11 protein-coding genes are annotated in these 17,199 nt (G+C 72.6%); 7 read left to right on the top strand and 4 right to left on the bottom strand.

The genetic code is table 11. The annotated features are described in order from the left end of the window. Positions 1-14: 14 nt before the first annotated feature. Entirely contained in the window at positions 15-632 is a 618-nt protein-coding gene (locus ACCP09_RS10295) for a DUF1707 SHOCT-like domain-containing protein (protein WP_017985909.1), read from the top strand. Positions 633-1,195: 563 nt separating this feature from the next. Here the strand turns inward: ACCP09_RS10295 and ptsP are convergent. Next, entirely contained in the window at positions 1,196-2,827 is a 1,632-nt protein-coding gene (ptsP, locus tag ACCP09_RS10290) for a phosphoenolpyruvate--protein phosphotransferase (protein WP_433745321.1), read from the bottom strand. A 383-nt stretch (positions 2,828-3,210) separates the two neighbouring features. Between ptsP and ACCP09_RS10285 the strand changes: the two genes are divergently transcribed. Continuing rightward, on the top strand, positions 3,211-3,954 hold the full coding sequence (locus ACCP09_RS10285) for a TetR/AcrR family transcriptional regulator (protein ID WP_433745318.1): 744 nt from the start codon (positions 3,211-3,213) through the stop codon (positions 3,952-3,954). Here ACCP09_RS10285 and leuS read toward each other — a convergent pair. Then, positions 3,951-6,785, bottom strand: a complete 2,835-nt coding sequence (leuS, locus tag ACCP09_RS10280) for a leucine--tRNA ligase (RefSeq protein WP_433745315.1) — start codon at positions 6,783-6,785, stop codon at positions 3,951-3,953. The genes ACCP09_RS10285 and leuS overlap by 4 nt on opposite strands. A gap of 34 nt (positions 6,786-6,819) precedes the next feature. Further along, positions 6,820-7,911 (bottom strand): esterase-like activity of phytase family protein, encoded by a 1,092-nt coding sequence (locus ACCP09_RS10275; protein ID WP_433745312.1) that lies wholly within the window; start codon positions 7,909-7,911, stop codon positions 6,820-6,822. A 66-nt stretch (positions 7,912-7,977) separates the two neighbouring features. Between ACCP09_RS10275 and ACCP09_RS10270 the strand changes: the two genes are divergently transcribed. Beyond that, a complete protein-coding gene (locus ACCP09_RS10270; RefSeq protein WP_433745309.1) occupies positions 7,978-8,379 on the top strand; it encodes an SdpI family protein in 402 nt (133 codons plus the stop codon). A gap of 52 nt (positions 8,380-8,431) precedes the next feature. On the opposite strand, the gene ACCP09_RS10265 is transcribed toward ACCP09_RS10270, so the two are convergent. After that, on the bottom strand, positions 8,432-9,028 hold the full coding sequence (locus ACCP09_RS10265) for a YqgE/AlgH family protein (RefSeq protein ID WP_267283905.1): 597 nt from the start codon (positions 9,026-9,028) through the stop codon (positions 8,432-8,434). Between the two features lie 271 nt (positions 9,029-9,299). Between ACCP09_RS10265 and ACCP09_RS10260 the strand changes: the two genes are divergently transcribed. The 4 genes from ACCP09_RS10260 to ACCP09_RS10245 form a co-directional block, all read left to right on the top strand. Then, positions 9,300-10,538, top strand: a complete 1,239-nt coding sequence (locus ACCP09_RS10260) for an MFS transporter (protein WP_037324097.1) — start codon at positions 9,300-9,302, stop codon at positions 10,536-10,538. Between the two features lie 55 nt (positions 10,539-10,593). Next, on the top strand, positions 10,594-11,184 hold the full coding sequence (locus ACCP09_RS10255) for a YbaB/EbfC family nucleoid-associated protein (protein WP_027933206.1): 591 nt from the start codon (positions 10,594-10,596) through the stop codon (positions 11,182-11,184). Beyond that, positions 11,181-11,510, top strand: a complete 330-nt coding sequence (locus tag ACCP09_RS10250; protein WP_123684380.1) for a WXG100 family type VII secretion target — start codon at positions 11,181-11,183, stop codon at positions 11,508-11,510. The genes ACCP09_RS10255 and ACCP09_RS10250 overlap by 4 nt, the downstream gene beginning before the upstream one ends. A gap of 2 nt (positions 11,511-11,512) precedes the next feature. Then, the coding region (locus tag ACCP09_RS10245; protein WP_433745304.1) for an ADP-ribosyltransferase domain-containing protein at positions 11,513-17,199 on the top strand (5,687 nt) is incomplete at its 3' end.

Here is a 17,199-nt window from a genome sequence, read left to right as displayed (position 1 = left end):
CGTAGCGTGGTGGCATGGGCGAGGAGACCGGGACCAAGCCGATGAGCCCGCGCGACCTGCGGGTGTCGGACGCGGAGCGCGAGCACGTCGTCGAGGTGCTGCAGAAGGCGATCGGCCGCGGCATGATCGACCTGGACGAGTTCACCGAGCGCACGGACACGGCGCTCGCGGCGCGGACGCGGGGCGAGCTGAACGCGGTGCTCGCGGACCTGCCCGGGCTGGTGCACCCCGACGTGTATCCGGCCGCGCCCCCGGTGTCGTACTCGCCGGACCAGCGGCTCGAGCTGAACGCGAAGTACTCGGCGCTGGTACGCAACGGCCGCTGGCTGGTGCCGCCGGAGGTCGTGGTGCGCAACCGGTACGGCTCGACGAAGCTCGACTTCAGCGAGGCGCAGGTGAGCAGCCCGGTGGTGCGAGTCGAGCTGGACTGCAAGTGGGGGTCGGTCGAGGTGATCATCCCCGAGCACGCGGCGGTCGACCTGAACGCGATCACCGAGATCAAGTACGGCTCGCTGCAGGACAAGACGGGTTCGGATGGCCGGCCGGGCAACCCACGGCTGGTGTTCGCCGGACGCTTGCACGGGGGCTCGCTGGTGATCCGCCACCCGCGGCGCGGGATCTTCGGCCTGTAGCGGCAGTCGGGGGCGGCGCGCCGGAGGCGCGATGGCGTCGGGGGCGGAGGGCGCCCGTGGTGCGCGGGTAAGCGCGCCGGAGGAGTCGGCGAGGCGGGGTGCCGGAGAGCGGTGGGCGCCGGCGCGGCTGAGGGGCGGTCGCGCCGGCGCCCACCTCGGTGGCGCACTCGCGCCGGAGGGTGCCACCGCCCGGCGGTCAGCTCCGGAGGGCCGGCACATCCGCCGAAACGACAGACCGCCCGAGGGCGGCGCACCCTCGGGCGGGGCGCCACGGTCCGTGGGCGCCATCAGCTGCGGGCGGTCATTCCCGGGTGCCCAGGGCGCTGCGGGTGGCTGTGACGCGTGACCTGACGCGCGGGCAACCCCTGGCGCCAGCAGCACTTCGCGAGCAGCACATCGCCAGCAGCACTGCCCCACCAGCGGTGGGCACCATCAGCTGCAGGCAGTCATTCCCCGGCGCCCAGGGCCGCGCGCTCCGGGAGGGCTGCGGCGCGGCGGACTCCGCGCGCGGCAACCCCTCGGCAACACCCCGCGAACAGCACCGCCCACCAGCGGTGTGCGGGTCAGCCCCTTGCGGCGGCGCGGGCCTCGGCAGGTGTCGCGGCCTTGAGTGCTGCCTGGGCGGCCGCTTCGCAGTCCGCCAGCGTGGCTGTGGCCAGGCTGGCTCCCACGGCGCGGATCGCGCTCGCGTTCATCGACAGGCTCGTCATGCCCAGGCCGGTGAGCACGCGGGCCAGCAGTGGGTCCGCAGCCGCCTCACCGCACACGCCCGCCGGTTTGCCGCTCGCCTTCGCGGCCGCGCCGATCATCGCGATCAGCCGTAGCAGCGCGGGCTGCCACGGGTCGTTCAGGCCCGCCACCGCGCCCAGCTGCCGGTCCGCGGCGAACGTGTACTGCGCCAGGTCGTTCGTGCCGACCGAGACGAAGTCGACCGCAGCCAGGATTTCCTCGGCCGCCAGTGCCGCCGCGGGCACCTCGATCATCACCCCGGCCCGCGCGATCCCGGCCGCCCGCACGCGTTCCGCGAACCACGCCGCCTCCTCGGCTGTCGCCACCATCGGCGCCATCACCGACACCTCGGCGCCCGAATCCGCCGCCGCGCCGGCAATCGCCTCCAGCTGCCGGTCCAGCACGTCCGGTCGGTCGAACGCCACGCGCAGGCCCCGCACGCCGAGCGCCGGGTTCGGCTCCGCCGCCGGGGACAGGAAGGCCAGCGGCTTGTCGGCGCCCGCGTCCAGCGTCCGCACGACAACCGGCTTCCCTGCGAACGGCGCCAGCACCGCGGCGTACGCGGCACGCTGCTCGCCGACCGGCGGCTCGGCCGGTGCGTCCAGGTAGCAGAACTCCGTGCGGAACAGGCCGACGCCCTCCGCGCCCGCGTCCGCGGCGGCCCGCGCGTCTGCGGGTGAGCCGACGTTGCCGAGCACCTTGACCCGGTGGTCGTCCGCCGTCGCGCCGATGCCGTTCCACTCCGACGCGCCCTCGCGCGTCGCGGCGAGCACCGGGGCGTCCGCCGCGACAACCTCCACCACGCCGGTGTCGCCGTCCACCAGCAGCGCGTCCGCCTCCAGCGCGAGGACCCCGCGCACCGCCACCACCGCCGGGATGCCCAGCGACCGGGCCAGGATCGCGGTGTGGCTGGTCGGCCCGCCCTCCTCGGTCACCAGGGCGAGCACCTGCGCCGGGTCGAGGCCCGCCGTGTCGGCAGGCGCCAGGTCGCGCGCGACGAGCACGCTCGGGCCGGCCAGGTCGGGCACGCCCGGCGGCGCGACACCCCGCAGCTCCGCGATCACGCGGTCCCGGATGTCCTCGATGTCGCGGACCCGCTCGGCCATGTACCCGCCGGCTGCTGCAAGCGCTTTCGCGAAGCCGTTCGCCGCCTCGTAGACCGCCCGCTCGGCGGGCCTGCCTTCCGCGGCCACCAACCGTTCCGCCTCGCTGATCAGCGCCGGATCGCCCGCCATCGCCGCGCTGGTCAGCAGGATCGTCGCGGCGTCGCCGGACGCCTGGCCCGCAAGCGCTTCCAGCCGCTCGGCGACCACGCTCGCGGCGGGGGCGATCCGCGCGGCCTCGGCCTGCGGATCGGACGGTGCGGGCCCGCTCTCGGGCGCGCCTGCGGGTTCGGCCACGGCGACGACCGGACCGCTCGCGCGACCCGGGCTCACCGGCACCCCGGACAGCCTCGTTTCCGACATGGTCTAGACCATACCCTCTCCGGATCCGTTCCCGACCAGCGTTCCACGAACCCGCGGCTTCCGCAGCCGCCGGACCGCGACCAGAGCGGGCGGGAGCCCGTCCGGGCACTCTTCCCTATGCAAACGTGAAGATTCTTGTAACTTCTGCGGCTGATGGTGCGACACTAGAGTGAGCGTCCGCGACGTCACCCGATCGGGGCAATCTCGACATCGGGCCGTCCCGCCAGGGTTCACGCGGGCTCTCACTTGGCGTCCGGCACCGGTTGCGCCACCGGAAGCCGGGCATCGGGTCGCTGGTACCGATCGCGTAGCCCCCCGAGCGATCGGTACCGGCGGCGCCCGAATCCGTCGGAAATGCCGCACTCACCTTCTAGAATGCCGGGATGGACAAGCCGACCCGACGGGGTCGCGAGCGCGCGGCGACCGATCAGGACATCCGCCGCACCGCGCGCAAGCTCCTCGTCGAGCGCGGACCGGAAGCCGTGACCCTGCGGGCCATCGCCCGCGAGCTCGGCATCACCGCACCCGCCCTCTACCGGTACTACGGCTCACGCGACGACCTCGTCGAGCACCTCCGCCTCGACGTCGTCGCCGACCTGGCCGCCGAACTCACCGAAGAACTCTCCGGGCTGCCCGACGACGGCGCGGTCCAGCTCTTCGCGATCTGCCGCGGCTTCCGGCGCTGGGCGCTCACCCACACCAAGGAGTTCACGCTCGTGTTCGCGTCGCCGACCGGCGACGTCGGCTCGGCCGCGGGCAGCGTGGCGACCCTGAACCGGGCCAACGAGCCGTTCGGCCGGATCTTCCTCACCGCGGCCGGGCACCTACTGGCCAACTTCCAGCTGGAGATCCCGCCCGCCGAAGCGGTGCCCGTCGAACTGCACGACGACCTGGCCGCGTTCCAGGACGACCTGCTGGCGGTGCTGCGCGAGTCCGGGGTCGACTTCCCGCCGGACAAGCTCGACCTGGGCACCACGTACGTGATGATCCAGTTCTGGGCCCGCCTCTACGGGCACGTGACACTCGAGGTGTTCGGCAACTACCCGATCCCGATGTCCAAGCCGGACGCCGTGTTCGACGCGCTGCTGGCCGACCTCGCGCGCGAGATCGGCCTCGACACCGCCTAGAGGACCACGTTCACCAGGCGGCCCGGCACCACGATGACCTTGCGCGGCGTGCCGCCGTTCAGCAGCGCCGCGATCTTCTCGTCGGCCAGCGCCGCCGCCTCGACGGCGTCCTTCGCCGCGTCGGCGGGCACCTGGATCCGGGCGCGGACCTTGCCGTTGACCTGGATCGGGTACTCCACCGTGTCCTCGACCAGGAACTTCTCGTCCGCGACCGGGAACGGGCCGTGCACCAGCGAGTCCTCGTGGCCCAGCCGGTGCCACAGCTCCTCGGCGATGTGCGGGCACAGCGGCGCCAGCATCAGCACCAGCGGCTCGACCAGCTCGCGCGGCGTCGCCTCGGCGGCGCCGTAGACCTTGGTGAGGTGGTTGTTGTACTCGATCAGCTTCGCGCCGGCGGTGTTGAACCGCAGGCCCGAGTAGTCGTCGCGGACCCCGGCGATGGTCTTGTGCAGGATCCGGCGGTCCTCGTCCGTCGCCTCCGCGCCGGACACGCGCAACTCACCGGTCTGCTCGGAGACCACCAGCCGCCACACGCGCTGCAGGAACCGGTGGGCGCCGACGACGTCCTTGGTCGCCCACGGCCGGGAGTCGGCCAGCGGGCCCATCGACATCTCGTAGAACCGGAAGGTGTCGGCCCCGTAGTCCGCCGCCATCTGGTCGGGCGTGACCACGTTCTTCAGGCTCTTGCCCATCTTCCCGTACTCTTGCTTGACTTCCTTGCCCTGGTGGAAGAACTTGCCGTCCTTCTCCTCGACCTCCTCGGCCGGGACGTAGAAGCCGCGCTCGTCGGTGTAGGCGTAGGCCTGGATGTAGCCCTGGTTGAACAGCCGCCGGTACGGCTCCTCGGCGCTGACGTACCCCAGGTCGAACAGCACCTTCTGCCAGAACCGCGAGTACAGCAGGTGCAGCACCGCGTGCTCGACGCCGCCGACGTACAGGTCGACACCGCCCGGGTCGTTGACGCCGTGCTCGGCCGGGCGCGGACCCATCCAGTACTGCTCGTTGCCCGCGTCGACGAACCGCTCCGCGTTGTCCGGGTCGATGTAGCGCAGCTGGTACCAGCAGGAACCGGCCCAGTTCGGCATCGTGTTGGTGTCGCGGCGGTAGGTCTTCTTGCCGTCGCCGAGGTCCAGCTCGACCTCGACCCAGTCGCTCGCGCGGGACAGCGGCGGCGACGGCTCGCTGTCGGCGTCCTCCGGGTCGAACGTGCGCGGCGAGTAGTCGTCCACCTCGGGCAGCTCGACCGGCAGCATGTGCTCCGGGATCGCGTGCGCCTGGCCGTCCTCGTCGTACACGATGGGGAACGGCTCGCCCCAGTACCGCTGCCGCGAGAACAGCCAGTCGCGCAGCTTGTACTGCACCGTGCCGGCGCCGTGGCCGTTCTCCTCCAGCCACTGGATGATCGTCTTCTTGGCGTCGTCGACGTTCATCCCGTCCAGGAAGCCACTGTTGATCGCGACCCCGTCGCCGGTGAACGCCTTTCCGTCGAAGCCCTCGCTCGGCTGGACCGTGCGCACGATCTCCAGGCCGAACTTCTCCGCGAAGTCCCAGTCGCGCTGGTCCTGCGCCGGCACCGCCATGATCGCGCCGGTGCCGTAGCCCATCAGCACGTAGTCGGCGATGAAGACCGGGATCTCCTTGCCGTTGACCGGGTTCACCGCGTACGAGCCGACGAAGACGCCCGTCTTGTCCTTGCTCTCCTGGCGATCCAGTTCGGACTTGCGGGACGCGGCGCGGCGGTAGGCGGCGACGGCCTCGGCCGGGGTGGCGGCCCCGCCGGTCCACCGCTCGTCCACATCGGACGGCCATTCCGGGGTGGTCAGCTCGTCGACCAGCGGGTGCTCGGGCGCCAGCACCATGTACGTGGCGCCGAACAGCGTGTCCGGGCGGGTGGTGAAGACCTCGATCTTGTGCTCACCGGCGGCGAAGGTGACGCGCGCGCCGTGCGAGCGGCCGATCCAGTTGCGCTGCATCGACTTGACCTTCTCCGGCCACTCCAGCCGGTCCAGGTCGTCGACCAGGCGGTCGGCGTAGGCGGTGATGCGCATCATCCACTGGCGCAGGTTGCGGCGGAACACCGGGAAGTTGCCGCGCTCGCTGCGGCCGTCCGGCGTGACCTCCTCGTTGGACAGCACCGTGCCGAGGCCTGGGCACCAGTTCACCGGCGCCTCGGAGATGTAGGCCAGCCGGTGCTCGTCCAGGATCTTCAGCTGCTCGGCGCGGGTCAGCTCGCACCAGCCGCGGCCGTCGGGCGTGCGGCGCTTGTCCTGCGCGTACTCGGCCTCCAGCTCGACGATGGGGCGGGCCTTGCCCAGCTTCTCGTCGTACCAGGAGTTGTAGATCTTCAGGAAGATCCACTGGGTCCACTTGTAGTACTCCGGATCGATCGTCGCGATCCGGCGGCGCTCGTCGTGGCCAAGGCCCAGCCTGCGGATCTGCCGCAGGTAGGTCTCCATGTTCTGCTCGGTCGTCGTGCGCGGGTGCTGCCCCGTCTGCACCGCGTACTGCTCCGCGGGCAGGCCGAACGCGTCGAAGCCCATGGTGTGCAGGACGTTGCGCCCGATCATCCGGTGATAGCGGGCGTAGACGTCGGTGGCGATGAAGCCCAGCGGGTGCCCGACGTGCAGACCGGCCCCCGACGGGTAGGGGAACATGTCCTGCACGAAGAGCTTGTCCGAGGGAACGCTGGAGTCGGTCGCCAGCGAGCCGGCCGGGTTCGGTGCGTGGAAGGTGCCGTGATCGGCCCAGTAGTTCTGCCAGCGCAGCTCGACCCGACCGGCCAGCTCGGCGTTGTACCGGTGGCCGGGCGTTTCCTCGATTGCTTCACTCACCCAACCATGGTAAGCGGCCCGGCCTGCCCGGCTCTCAGCGCACCGCGAATGCGATGACCTGCGTGATCTGGCGGGTCGACAGGTTGTCGTCGCTGACCAGCAGCAGGGTCCGCTCGCCGCTCGGCAGACGCGGCCCCCAGGTCATCCCCTCCAGGTTGTCGACCTTGGACAGCGGGTAGTCGGCCAGGTCGAGGAGCAGCTTCTTCCGCACGGGCCGCACCTTCGCGCCGTCCAGGGACGGGGTGTGCAGGACGTTCGTGGCGCCGGCCGTGTCGATCTCGTAGATCCGCACCTTGTTGCCGACGCCGGACACGTAGGAGCGCTCCATCACGAGGAAGCGCGTCGGGTCGAGCGGATCGGCGGCGAGGATCGACGAGACGCCGGTGTCGGTGGTGCCGCCGGGCGGGTTCGAGTCGGCGAAGACCGGCTCCTGCGGGTAGGCGTACTGCGCGAGGACGGAACCGGTGCGGGCCTGGACGGTGATCCGGGACAGCGCGCCCCGCTCGGGTGTGGCCACCGGGCCGTCCTGCAGCAGCGGGCCCTCCACCGAGCTGACGACGAGCGTGCCCGCGGCGGCGAAGGTGAGCCCTTCCAGCACGAGGTTGCGGCGCGGGCCGGAGTCCGGGCGCATCCGCTCGTTGTCCGGCGTGGGCAGGGTGCGCACGTAACCGCCGTCGCGCCGGGCCACCTGCACCGACGGGTCGATCAGCGCGGTGTCCGACCGGATGCCCTCCTGGCTCCAGAAGTAGGCGCCGGTCCACGGGTCGACCCGCATCTCCTCGGGGTCGACCGAGTCCTCCGGGTAGGTGCCGCCGTCCGGCTGCCGGAACAGCTGCGCGCCGGTGAAGGTGACCGGGCCGAGCCCGTTGGCGGACACCGGAACCTTCGCGGTGAAGAACCGCGCGGGCGCCTCGGAGGTGTCGTCGGCGATGAACACGTACTCGCCGGTGCGCGGGTCGTAGTCGATGCTCGACAACTCCCCGATCGTGTAGTCGCCGACGGGCAGCGCGTGCGAGATGATTTGTTCCCCCAGGAAACGCACGGGCGCGGGAGCGGCCTGTGCGGCGGGAGCGACGGTCAAGAGCAGAGAGCCGGCGAGTGCGCCGACCGAGAGTCGCTTCAGCATGGCGTGCAGCACAGCGCATGTGGGTGTCCAGCGGGTAGCGCCAACATCACGCTTATGCTCGTTGACGTGTTCGTAGTCGCGCTGGTTCCGCTCGTACTGGGTGTCGTCGTGGGCTGGGGAGGCCTGCTCGGCTGGCGGGAGAAACTCCCGCGCGACCGCGGCGCCGGGGTTCGCACGGCCGCCACCCTGCGCTCCGACGAGGCGTTCCGCGTCGCGAACCGGGTCGCCGGGCTGCCCACGATGGTCGCCGGGGTGGTCGGGATCGTGGCCGGGATCGCCGGCCTGCTCATGCCCGGCACCGCGGGTGTCCTGACCGCGACCGCGATCGGCCTGGTCGGCATGTTCGCCCTGGTCGCCGGTGGTGGCGTGCTGGGCAACCGGGCCGCGGCCGCCGTGCCGCCGCCCGCTCCCGCCGCGCCGGCCGGGTGCTCCGGTTGCGCTTGCGGTGGCTGCGCCGTGCAGGCATGACAGCGGCGCGCAGCGCCACCTTGAGGGGTGGTGGTCGGGCGAGGGGCTGGCCCTAGTTTCGCTGCAAGTCGCCCGGGTGCGTGGCCAGCAAGGCCGTCGGCACACCCTGGCGGCGCAGGACCTGGCCCCACAGGTCCCGCTCCGGCGTGGCCAGCACGTCGCTGGGCAGCGCCGGGACGATGAGCCAGTCACCGCGGTCGATCTCGCCGTCCAGCTGGCCGGAGTCCCAGCCCGCGTACCCCGCGAACACCCGCAGGCCACGCACCTTCGGCACCAGCGCGTCCGGATCGGCGTCCAGGTCGACCAGCGCCACCGGACCGCGCACTCCGATCAGCCCCGGCACGCCCGACGCGGTCTCCCCGGCTCGCAGCGCGGCCAGGCACAACGCGGTCTTCTTCTCCACCGGGCCGCCAACGAACACCGACTGCGGCTCCACCACGTGCCGTCCCCAGCTGGGCAGCACGTCGTCGACCGGCACGTCGCTCGGGCGGTTCAGGACGACCCCGAGCGTTCCCTCCTCCCGGTGGTCGATGACGAACACCACCGTGCGGCGGAAGTTGGGATCGAACATCGTAGGAGCGGCGACCAGGAGCGATCCCGGTTCAACCTCGGCGTCCGCTGGCACGCCCCCATGATCCCACTCCCGCAAAACCGGGCCGCACGGCCGGGAACAATGCGCGGCCCCCACCCGTTGAACGGGGTGGCCGGCGCACTCCGTGTCCCCCGGGCTCACTGAAGAAAAGCCTTTGTGGAATACCGTTCGGCAGGAGCCACACTGCGCAATGCCGCCGAGAGGCGACCAAGTGCGCCGGCCCTCGAAATCTTCCCCCTCCTTCCGGCGCCCCGGCACCGTAAGCTGGTGAGCCGTGACAGCCAGTGCACAGCCCGTCGAGAAGGTGTCACCGCGCGCGTTCTTCGCGATGGCGGGCTTCCGCACGCTGCTGTTCACCCGCTTCGCCGCCCAGTTCTCCGACGGCATGTTCCGGGCCGGGCTGGCCGGGGCGGTGCTGTTCAACCCCGAGCGCGGCGCCGACCCGCTGACCATCGCGGGCGGGTTCGCCGTCCTGCTGCTGCCGTACTCGTTCATCGGGCCGTTCGCCGGCGCGCTGCTGGACCGCTGGGACCGGCGGCGCGTGCTGATCGTGGCCAACCTGCTGCGCGGCACGGCGATCGTCGCGACGGCGGTCTCGGTCGGGCTCGGGTTCGCCGGCCTGGAACTGTTCGTGCTCGCGCTGATCGTCGAGGGCATCTCCCGGTTCGTCGGGTCCGGTCTGTCCGCGTCGCTGCCGCACGTCGTGCCACCGGGCACCCTGGTGACGGCCAACGCGGTGGCGACCACGCTCGGCTCGCTGGTCGCGGTGCTCGGCGGCGGGGTCGCCATCGGGTTGCGGTCGCTGATCGGCGCCGGGAACACCGGTTCCGGCTGGACGACGGCCGTCGCGGTGCTCGGCACGCTCGTCTCCGCCGCGATCGCGCGCCGGTTCGCCCGCGGCGCGCTCGGGCCGGACACCGTCGACGAGCCGAGTGACGCGGTGCTCGCCGTGGCCCGCGGCCTCGTCGACGGCGCCAGGGCCGCGCTCGGCGCGCCCAGTGTCGTCGCCGGGTTCGTCGCGCTGCTCGCGCACCGGGCGTCCTACGGCATCTCGCTGCTGATCACGGTGCTGCTGCTGCGGTTCACCTTCACCGACCACGGCTTGCTCAAGGCCGGGCTGCCCGGGCTGGGGCAGCTCGCCGCGATGGCGGGCGCCGGGATCCTGTTCGCCGGTTTCCTCACCCCGCGGCTGGTGCGCAGGCTCGGCCGCCGCCGCGCGATCCCCGGCGCGCTGGTGGTCGCCGCGGTCGCGCAGGCCGGGCTCGGCCTGCCGATGCAGCTGCCGACCGTGCTGGTCGCGTCGTTCGTCATCACCGCCGCAGGCCAGGTCGTGAAGCTGTGCGTGGACTCCTCGATCCAGCACGACGTGCGCGACGAGGCCCGCGGCCGGGTGTTCTCCCTGTACGACACGCTGTTCAACATCACGCAGGTGATCGCGGTCTCACTCGCCGCGACGATCGTGCCGTTGACCGGGCGGTCGGTGCCGCTGCTCCTCGTCGCCACCGCGCTGTACCTGCTCGGCGCAGCCGGATACCTGGTGATCGCGCGGCGCGCCCGCACCGAGTGACGGAATTTTCCCGATTACGCCGACCGGCGGAAGGCGGCCCACTAGAGTGGCCCGCGTGAGCACCCCGGGGGACGACCGCGCGCAGAAGGAAGCCCGCAACGCGGCGATGCGTGAGACCGTCGACCAGTTGATGGACAAGTTCCACCAGCAGACGGCGCAGCTGCGGGAGGCGCAGCAGGCCGCGTCCGCCCTCACCGCGGAACTGTCCTCGCCGGACGGCCTGGTCAAGGTCACCATCGACGCACAGGGGACGCTCGCCGACCTCAAGCTCGCGCCGACGACGTTCGACCGCACCCGGCCGGAGGCGCTCGCGCGCACGATCAGCGACCTGGTGCGCCGCGGGATGCTGCAGGTCAAGCAGCAGCAGGCCGAGTTGTTCCGGCCGCTGACCGCGGACCTGCCGGACCTGTCCGAGTTCATCGAGGGCGCGCCGTCGCTGGCCGGCCTGATGCCGGACATCCCGGACTTCCTCGAACCCGAGCCGGAACCGGAGCCCCGGCCCGCCGAGGACCCGGAGTCGCAGACGATCATGCGCCGGGACGCGCCGATTTCCCCGCCGGCGCCGAAACCGGCGGCGCGCCGCCCGCGTCCGACCCACGACGACGACGAAATGCCCGACACCTGGATGACGCGGGGTGACCGATGACCGGAGCCGGTACCGGCCACGACATGGACCCGGACACGGTCCGGTCCGGCGCGGGGAAGTTCCCGCCCGCGGGTGACGACCTGAAGGCCGCCGGCGCGGCGCTCAAGGCCGCGCTCGAAGCGCAGGGCGCCTGCTGGGGCAACGACGAGTCCGGCCAGGCGTTCGCCAAGGACTACGAACCGGCCGCGAAGAACTGCACCGAGGCCTTCGGGAGCCTCAGCCAGGCGCTGAAGGACGTGGCGAAGGCCGTGAAGGACGCCGCGGACGCGACCGAAGGCACGCACAAGGACGCCGAGAAGGTCATCAAGAACACAGGTCAGGTCTGACCATGGGGATGGAGTTCCCCGAGGACGTCAAGTGGCTGCTGCCCATCGTCGTCGGCGAGCACTGGCCGGAAGGCGACGAGGACAAGCTGCGCGAGGTCCGGGACGCGTGGCTGGCCGCCCGCGACGCGCTGGGGCCGATCGTCGACAAGGCCAACGGGGCCGCGGCTGAGGCGCTCAGCACCTGGACCGGTCAGCCCGCGGTCGAGTTCCAGAAGATGTGGGACAAGTTCGTCACCGGTGACGAGGCCTACTTCACGAACCTGACCAAGGCGTGCGAGGCGCTGGCGCAGTCGGCGGACGCGACGGCGCTCGACGTCGAGTACACGAAGTACATGATCATCGCGTCGCTGATCATCCTGGCGATCCAGATCGCCGCGATGATCGCGGCGGCCGTGGTGACGTTCGGCGGGTCGACGGCGGGCATCGTGCCCGCGCAGATGGCCACGCGGATGACCGTCCAGATGGTCTTCCGGCAGCTCGTGCAGAAGATGCTGCAGGAGGGCTTCCGCAAGGTCGCGATGCAGCTGCTGAAGCGGCTGGCCAAGGAGATCGCGATGAACGTCGCGATGAACCTGGCGCTGGACGGCGGCATCCAGGCGCTGCAGATGGCCAAGGGCGACCGCAAGAGCTGGGACTTCGACAAGACCGCCGGCGCGCTGGCCAGCGGTGTGGCCGGGGGTGTCGCGGGGGCGGCCGGGCACGCGATCCCGAAGGGCGCGACCAAGGGGCTGCAGGACAGCGTCGCCGGGCAGATCGCGGACCGCGCCGTGCGGGAGGGCGCGCGCGGGGCCGTCGAAGGCGTGGCCACAACGGTCGGGCAGGCCGCGCTGACCGGCGACCTCGGCAACCTGAAGATGCAGGACCTGGCGATGGGCGCGTCCGCGGGCGCCGTGGACCGCGCGACCGGTGGCGCCAAGGACCAGATCAACGAGATCAAGAGCTTCAACGCCGACGTGCGGGCGGGCAACATCAAGGTCGACGGGTCGCCGGTGGATTCCGGCTCGTCGGACTCGGGTGGTTCGTCGTCGGGTTCGTCGGATTCGGGCAGTTCGTCGCGCTCGGACTCCGGTTCTTCGGCGGGTGGCTCGTCGGGTGCCCGGGAGCCGGCGCTGGCGGGCGCGTCGTCGTCCCACTCGGACGGTTCGTCGGGCTCGGTCTCGAACGCGATCGCGAACGACCGGGTGAGCGGCCAGTCCGCCGTGGTGGCGGACCGCCCGGCCACCGCGACGACGGACGCCCCACGGTCCACTTCGGACGGTGGCGGCACGCACCAGGGCAGCCAGCCCCCCGCGACAGCGGCGCCCGCCGCATCGAACCAGGGCGGCGGTTCCCCAGCGGGAACGGCGGGAGTTTCGTCGACCGGTTCACCAGCCGGTTCGGCCGGCTCGGGCGGTTCCACGGGTTCGTCGACGGGTTCGGCCGCCGGTTCATCAGCCGGTTCGGCTGGTTCTTCGGCCGGTTCGGCTGGTTCTTCGGCCGGTTCGGCCGGTTCTTCGGCCAGTTCCACAGGTTCCTCGGCCGGTTCGGCAGGATCCTCGGTGGGCTCGCCGAGCTCCTCGGCAGGTTCCGCTGGTTCGGCCGGTTCTTCCGCCGGTTCGGCTGGTTCGTCGGCCGGTTCGGCAGGATCCTCGGCGGGCTCGCCGAGCTCCTCGGCAGGTTCGGCCAGTTCGGCCGGCTCCTCCGCAGGCGCAGCCAGCTCGTCAGCAGGCTCCGCGGGCTCCTCTTCGGCGGGCTCGCCGAGCTCCTCGGCAGCCTCCTATTCGGCCGGCTCGTCGGCAGGCTCGGTGGGTTCCTCAGCCGGCGCCGCTGGTTCCTCAGCCGGTTCCTCGATCGGCGGTGGGTCCCCGGTGAGCTCGTCGGCCGGTTCCGCGTCCTCGGCCGGGGCGTCCCGTGGGTCGGCCGTGGGGTCGGATGGCGCCCCGGTGAGCGGCGCGGACCGGATGCCGGTCCCGGCGGGAGCGAGTCCGGTGCAGCCGGGCAGCGGGTTCGGGCCCAACGACCCGCCGTCGACGCGCCCGGACGGCGTGACCGCCGCCGGCTACGCCCCCGGCGCCTTCGGCCCGACCGGCGGCGCCCCCCAACCGGGCGACCGAGCGCCTCAACAGCAGTCGCCACAGACGCCTCCCGCCGCGCCGGTGCAGGGCTATCCCGGCGGCGCGCCGCAGGGCTACGGGCCGGGCGGACAGCCGCCGCGCGCCCCTCAGTACGGCCCGCCCCAGGGCGCGCCGTTCCAGGGCAACCCCACCCAAGGCGCACCCAACCGGCCACCTCAGGCCGGCCCCCCGCAGGGCACACCCTTCCAAGGCGGCCCGAACCGGCCACCGCAAGGCGGCCCCAGCCAGGGCGCACCGTTCCAGGGCAACCCCACCCAAGGCACACCCACCCGGCCGCCCCAGGGCGGCCCCATCCAGGGCGCGCCGTTCCAGGGCAACCCCACCCAAGGCACACCCACCCGGCCGCCCCAGGGCGGCCCCATCCAAGGCGCGCCGTTCCAGGGCAACCCCACGCAAGGCGCACCTCACCAGCCACGCCAGGGCACCCCGTTCCAAGGGAACCCCACGCAAGGCGGTCCCCAGCAACCGCGCCAGGGCGGCCCTGTCCAGGGCAGGCCTGTGCAGGGTGGCCCGGTGCAGCCGCCTCAAGGCGGCCCCGTCCAGGGCGGGCCGAACCGCGCGCCCCAAGGCGGTCCCGTCCAGGGTGCGCCGTTCCAAGGTCAGCCGCCGCAGGGCCCGCGGGGCCCGATGGGTGCGCCGCCGAACGGTGGTCCGCCGCATCCGCCTCAGGGCGGCTACGGTCCGCCGCAGCAACAGCCGCCGCGAGGTGGGCAGCCGCCGGCGTACGGGCCCACGCAACGTCCGCCGCAGGGCGGGTACGGCCCGCCCACGCAGCAGGGTGGCCGTCCTGGCGCGCCCGTCGACCCGCGCTGGATGCTGGCGCGCCCGCCGGAGCAGGTCCACCAGGCGGGCCCGCCCGCCGAGACCCCGGCACCCCGGACCGGCGATACGGCGCTGCCCGCCGAGCGGACCCCCACTGCACAGCAGACGCCCGCGACCGACCGCAGCCCGTTCGACGCGGGCCCACGCCGCGAGGAGGCGCCTACCGCCGAGCGGACCCCGTTCGACCCGGCGCAGGACACGGCCACCCCTGTCCGCGACGAGACCCCTGCCTCGGAGCGGAGCCCGTTCGACCCCGCGGAAGACACCGCCACCCCACGCCGCGAGGAGCCATCCGCCACCGAGCGCAGCCCCTTCGACCCGGCGCAGGACACGGCCACCCCCGTGCGCGACGAAACACCCACCACCGAGCGCAGCCCGTTCGACCCGGCGCAGGACACGGCCACCCCCGTGCGCGACGAAACACCCACCACCGAGCGCAGCCCGTTCGACCCGGCGCAGGACACGGCCACCCCCGTGCGCGACGAGACCCCTGCCTCGGAGCGGAGCCCGTTCGACCCCGCGGAAGACACCGCCGCCCCACGCCGCGAAGAGGCACCCGCCACCGAGCGGACCCCCTTCGACCCCGCCCAGGACACCGCCACACCCGTCCGCGACGAGACACCCACCGCGGAGCGGAGCCCGTTCGACGAGGCGCCGCCCCGAACGGACGATGCCCCCGCGGCCGAGCGCAGCCAGTCCGACCCGGCCGAAGACAAGCCCACTCCGCCCCGCGACGAGGCACCGGCCACCGACCAGAGCCCGCCCCACCAGGACAGCGCACCCCAGCCGGAGCGGGCCGCCGACAACGCGGCCCCCCGGAGCGACCGTCCGGTGGTCGACGAGCCGTACATCGCGGACCCGAACTTCCGCACCTACGACCGCGCCGACTTCGACGCCCTCGGCGAGGCCCAGCTCGCGACCGGCATCGTCGACGAGCGCACGGGCCGGCTCACCCACGAGCACGAATTCCTCGAAGCGCTGGCGATGCGCGATCTGGACGCGGCCCTGCGGCACATGAGCGACCAGGGCGCCTACGCCGTGCACAGCTACACCTCGAGCGCGGTCTTCGACCAGATCAACGAGGCGCTGCGCACCGGCCGGAGCCTCGACGAAGTCATGCCGATGGTCCGTGCGCTCGCGTCCGGCCTGAACGAGATGCCCGCCTATCAGGGCGAGACGGTGCGCCGGGTCAACGTGCGAGGCGAGGCGGCGGCTATCGTCGCCGGCCGGTACGAGCCCGGCGCGGTCGTGGTCGAATCGCAGTTCCTCAGTTCGAGCCGCGCCGACCTCGGCTCGGCGAAGTGGCCCGGCGACGTCGAAATGATCATCGAGGGCAAGACCGGTCGGTACATCGAGTCGCTGGCCTCGAACAAGGCGGAACACGAGGTCCTGTACAAGCCCGGCACCCAGCTGGTGGTCAAGGAAAAGATCGAGGTCGAGACCCCCAGCGGCGGCAAGAAGTGGGTGATCCGGCTCGAGGAGATCACCCCGGACGACCCGCGCTACCTCCCCCCGGATGCCGCCAAGCAGCAGATGGACCGCAACCGCGACCTGGCCGATGTCCAGGAAGCGGAGATCGCGGCGGCGTCCAGGCGCGACTTCGCGCGGGCGTTCGGCGGCGAGGCCGCGGTGGCCGACCTCCCGTCGAAGTCCGAGCCGGAGACCGGCCCCGGGACGGAGACGCCGAAGCCCCGGAAGATCGGCGAGCCGGTGAACGGCTGGGGCGACATCCGCCGGTCGTCCGACGTCGTCGGTGAGCCGGCGATCCACGCACGCAGCACGGACCCGGTGGACCCGACGGTCCAGAGCACCGGTCCCAGCGTCCCGACCCGCAACGCCCACCAGGAGGTGCGGTTCCTCCGCGAGCACCTGCCGGAGATCGCGGACGTCAACACCCGCGGCTACTACGCCGACGGCATGCCGGAGGCCTACCGGAACAACTCGGCCGAGTCCGTGCTCGCGTTCGAGATGCGGATGGACGGCCTCCAGGTCGACGCGCAACCGGGCAAGCTGGACGACCCGCGCGGCAGGGACTTCCTGTCCCGGCAGCTCGGTGGCGAATTCCACCAGGTGCCGGACTACAACAGCGCGGTGCGCGAGATGGCCGGGCAGCCGGTCGGCTCGCGGGCCGTGCTGTCGGTCGACACGCCGGATGGGCAGCGCGCCTTCAGCGTGGTCAACACCGAGCACGGCGTGGCGCTGGTCGACCCGATGACGAACCGGCTCGCCGACCTGCCGCCGAACCCGTCCGGTGTGCACCTGATGCAGACCCACACCGGGGACGGCACTCCGCTGGCCAACCGCAGCGAGCCGGCGCCGGCCGCCCAGCCGGAACCGTCGGTCAACCGGATCAGCGAGCTGCTCGGCGGGGGTCCCGAGCGCAGCGAGCCAGTTTGGAACTCCGCGGACGGCAACGCGCTGCGGAACCGGCTGGACGGCGAAATGCCGCAGCCCGCCGGCTGGAACCCGTTCCGCCGGTCGGAACAACCCCCCGCGACGCACGTGCACCAGCAGCAGCCGCCGCACCAGGGCGGACCCATGCACCAGGGGCCGCCGGTCCAGCACGGCTGGCCGCAGCAGCAGGCGCCGGTTCCCCACAACCCGTACCAGCAGCCCGCACCCCCGCACCCGAACCAGGGGCCGCCGGTCCAGCACGGGCAGTACCAGCAGGGCGCGCCGCACCAGCAGCCGCCGGTGCACAACCCCTACCAGCAGTCCGCACCGCCGCCCCAGCAGCACGGCTGGCCGCAGCA

This window comes from Amycolatopsis sp. 3B14, from assembly GCF_050958625.1.
Taxonomy (GTDB): domain Bacteria; phylum Actinomycetota; class Actinomycetes; order Mycobacteriales; family Pseudonocardiaceae; genus Amycolatopsis_E; species Amycolatopsis_E thermoflava.
This window is presented reverse-complemented; position numbering and strand designations above follow the sequence as displayed.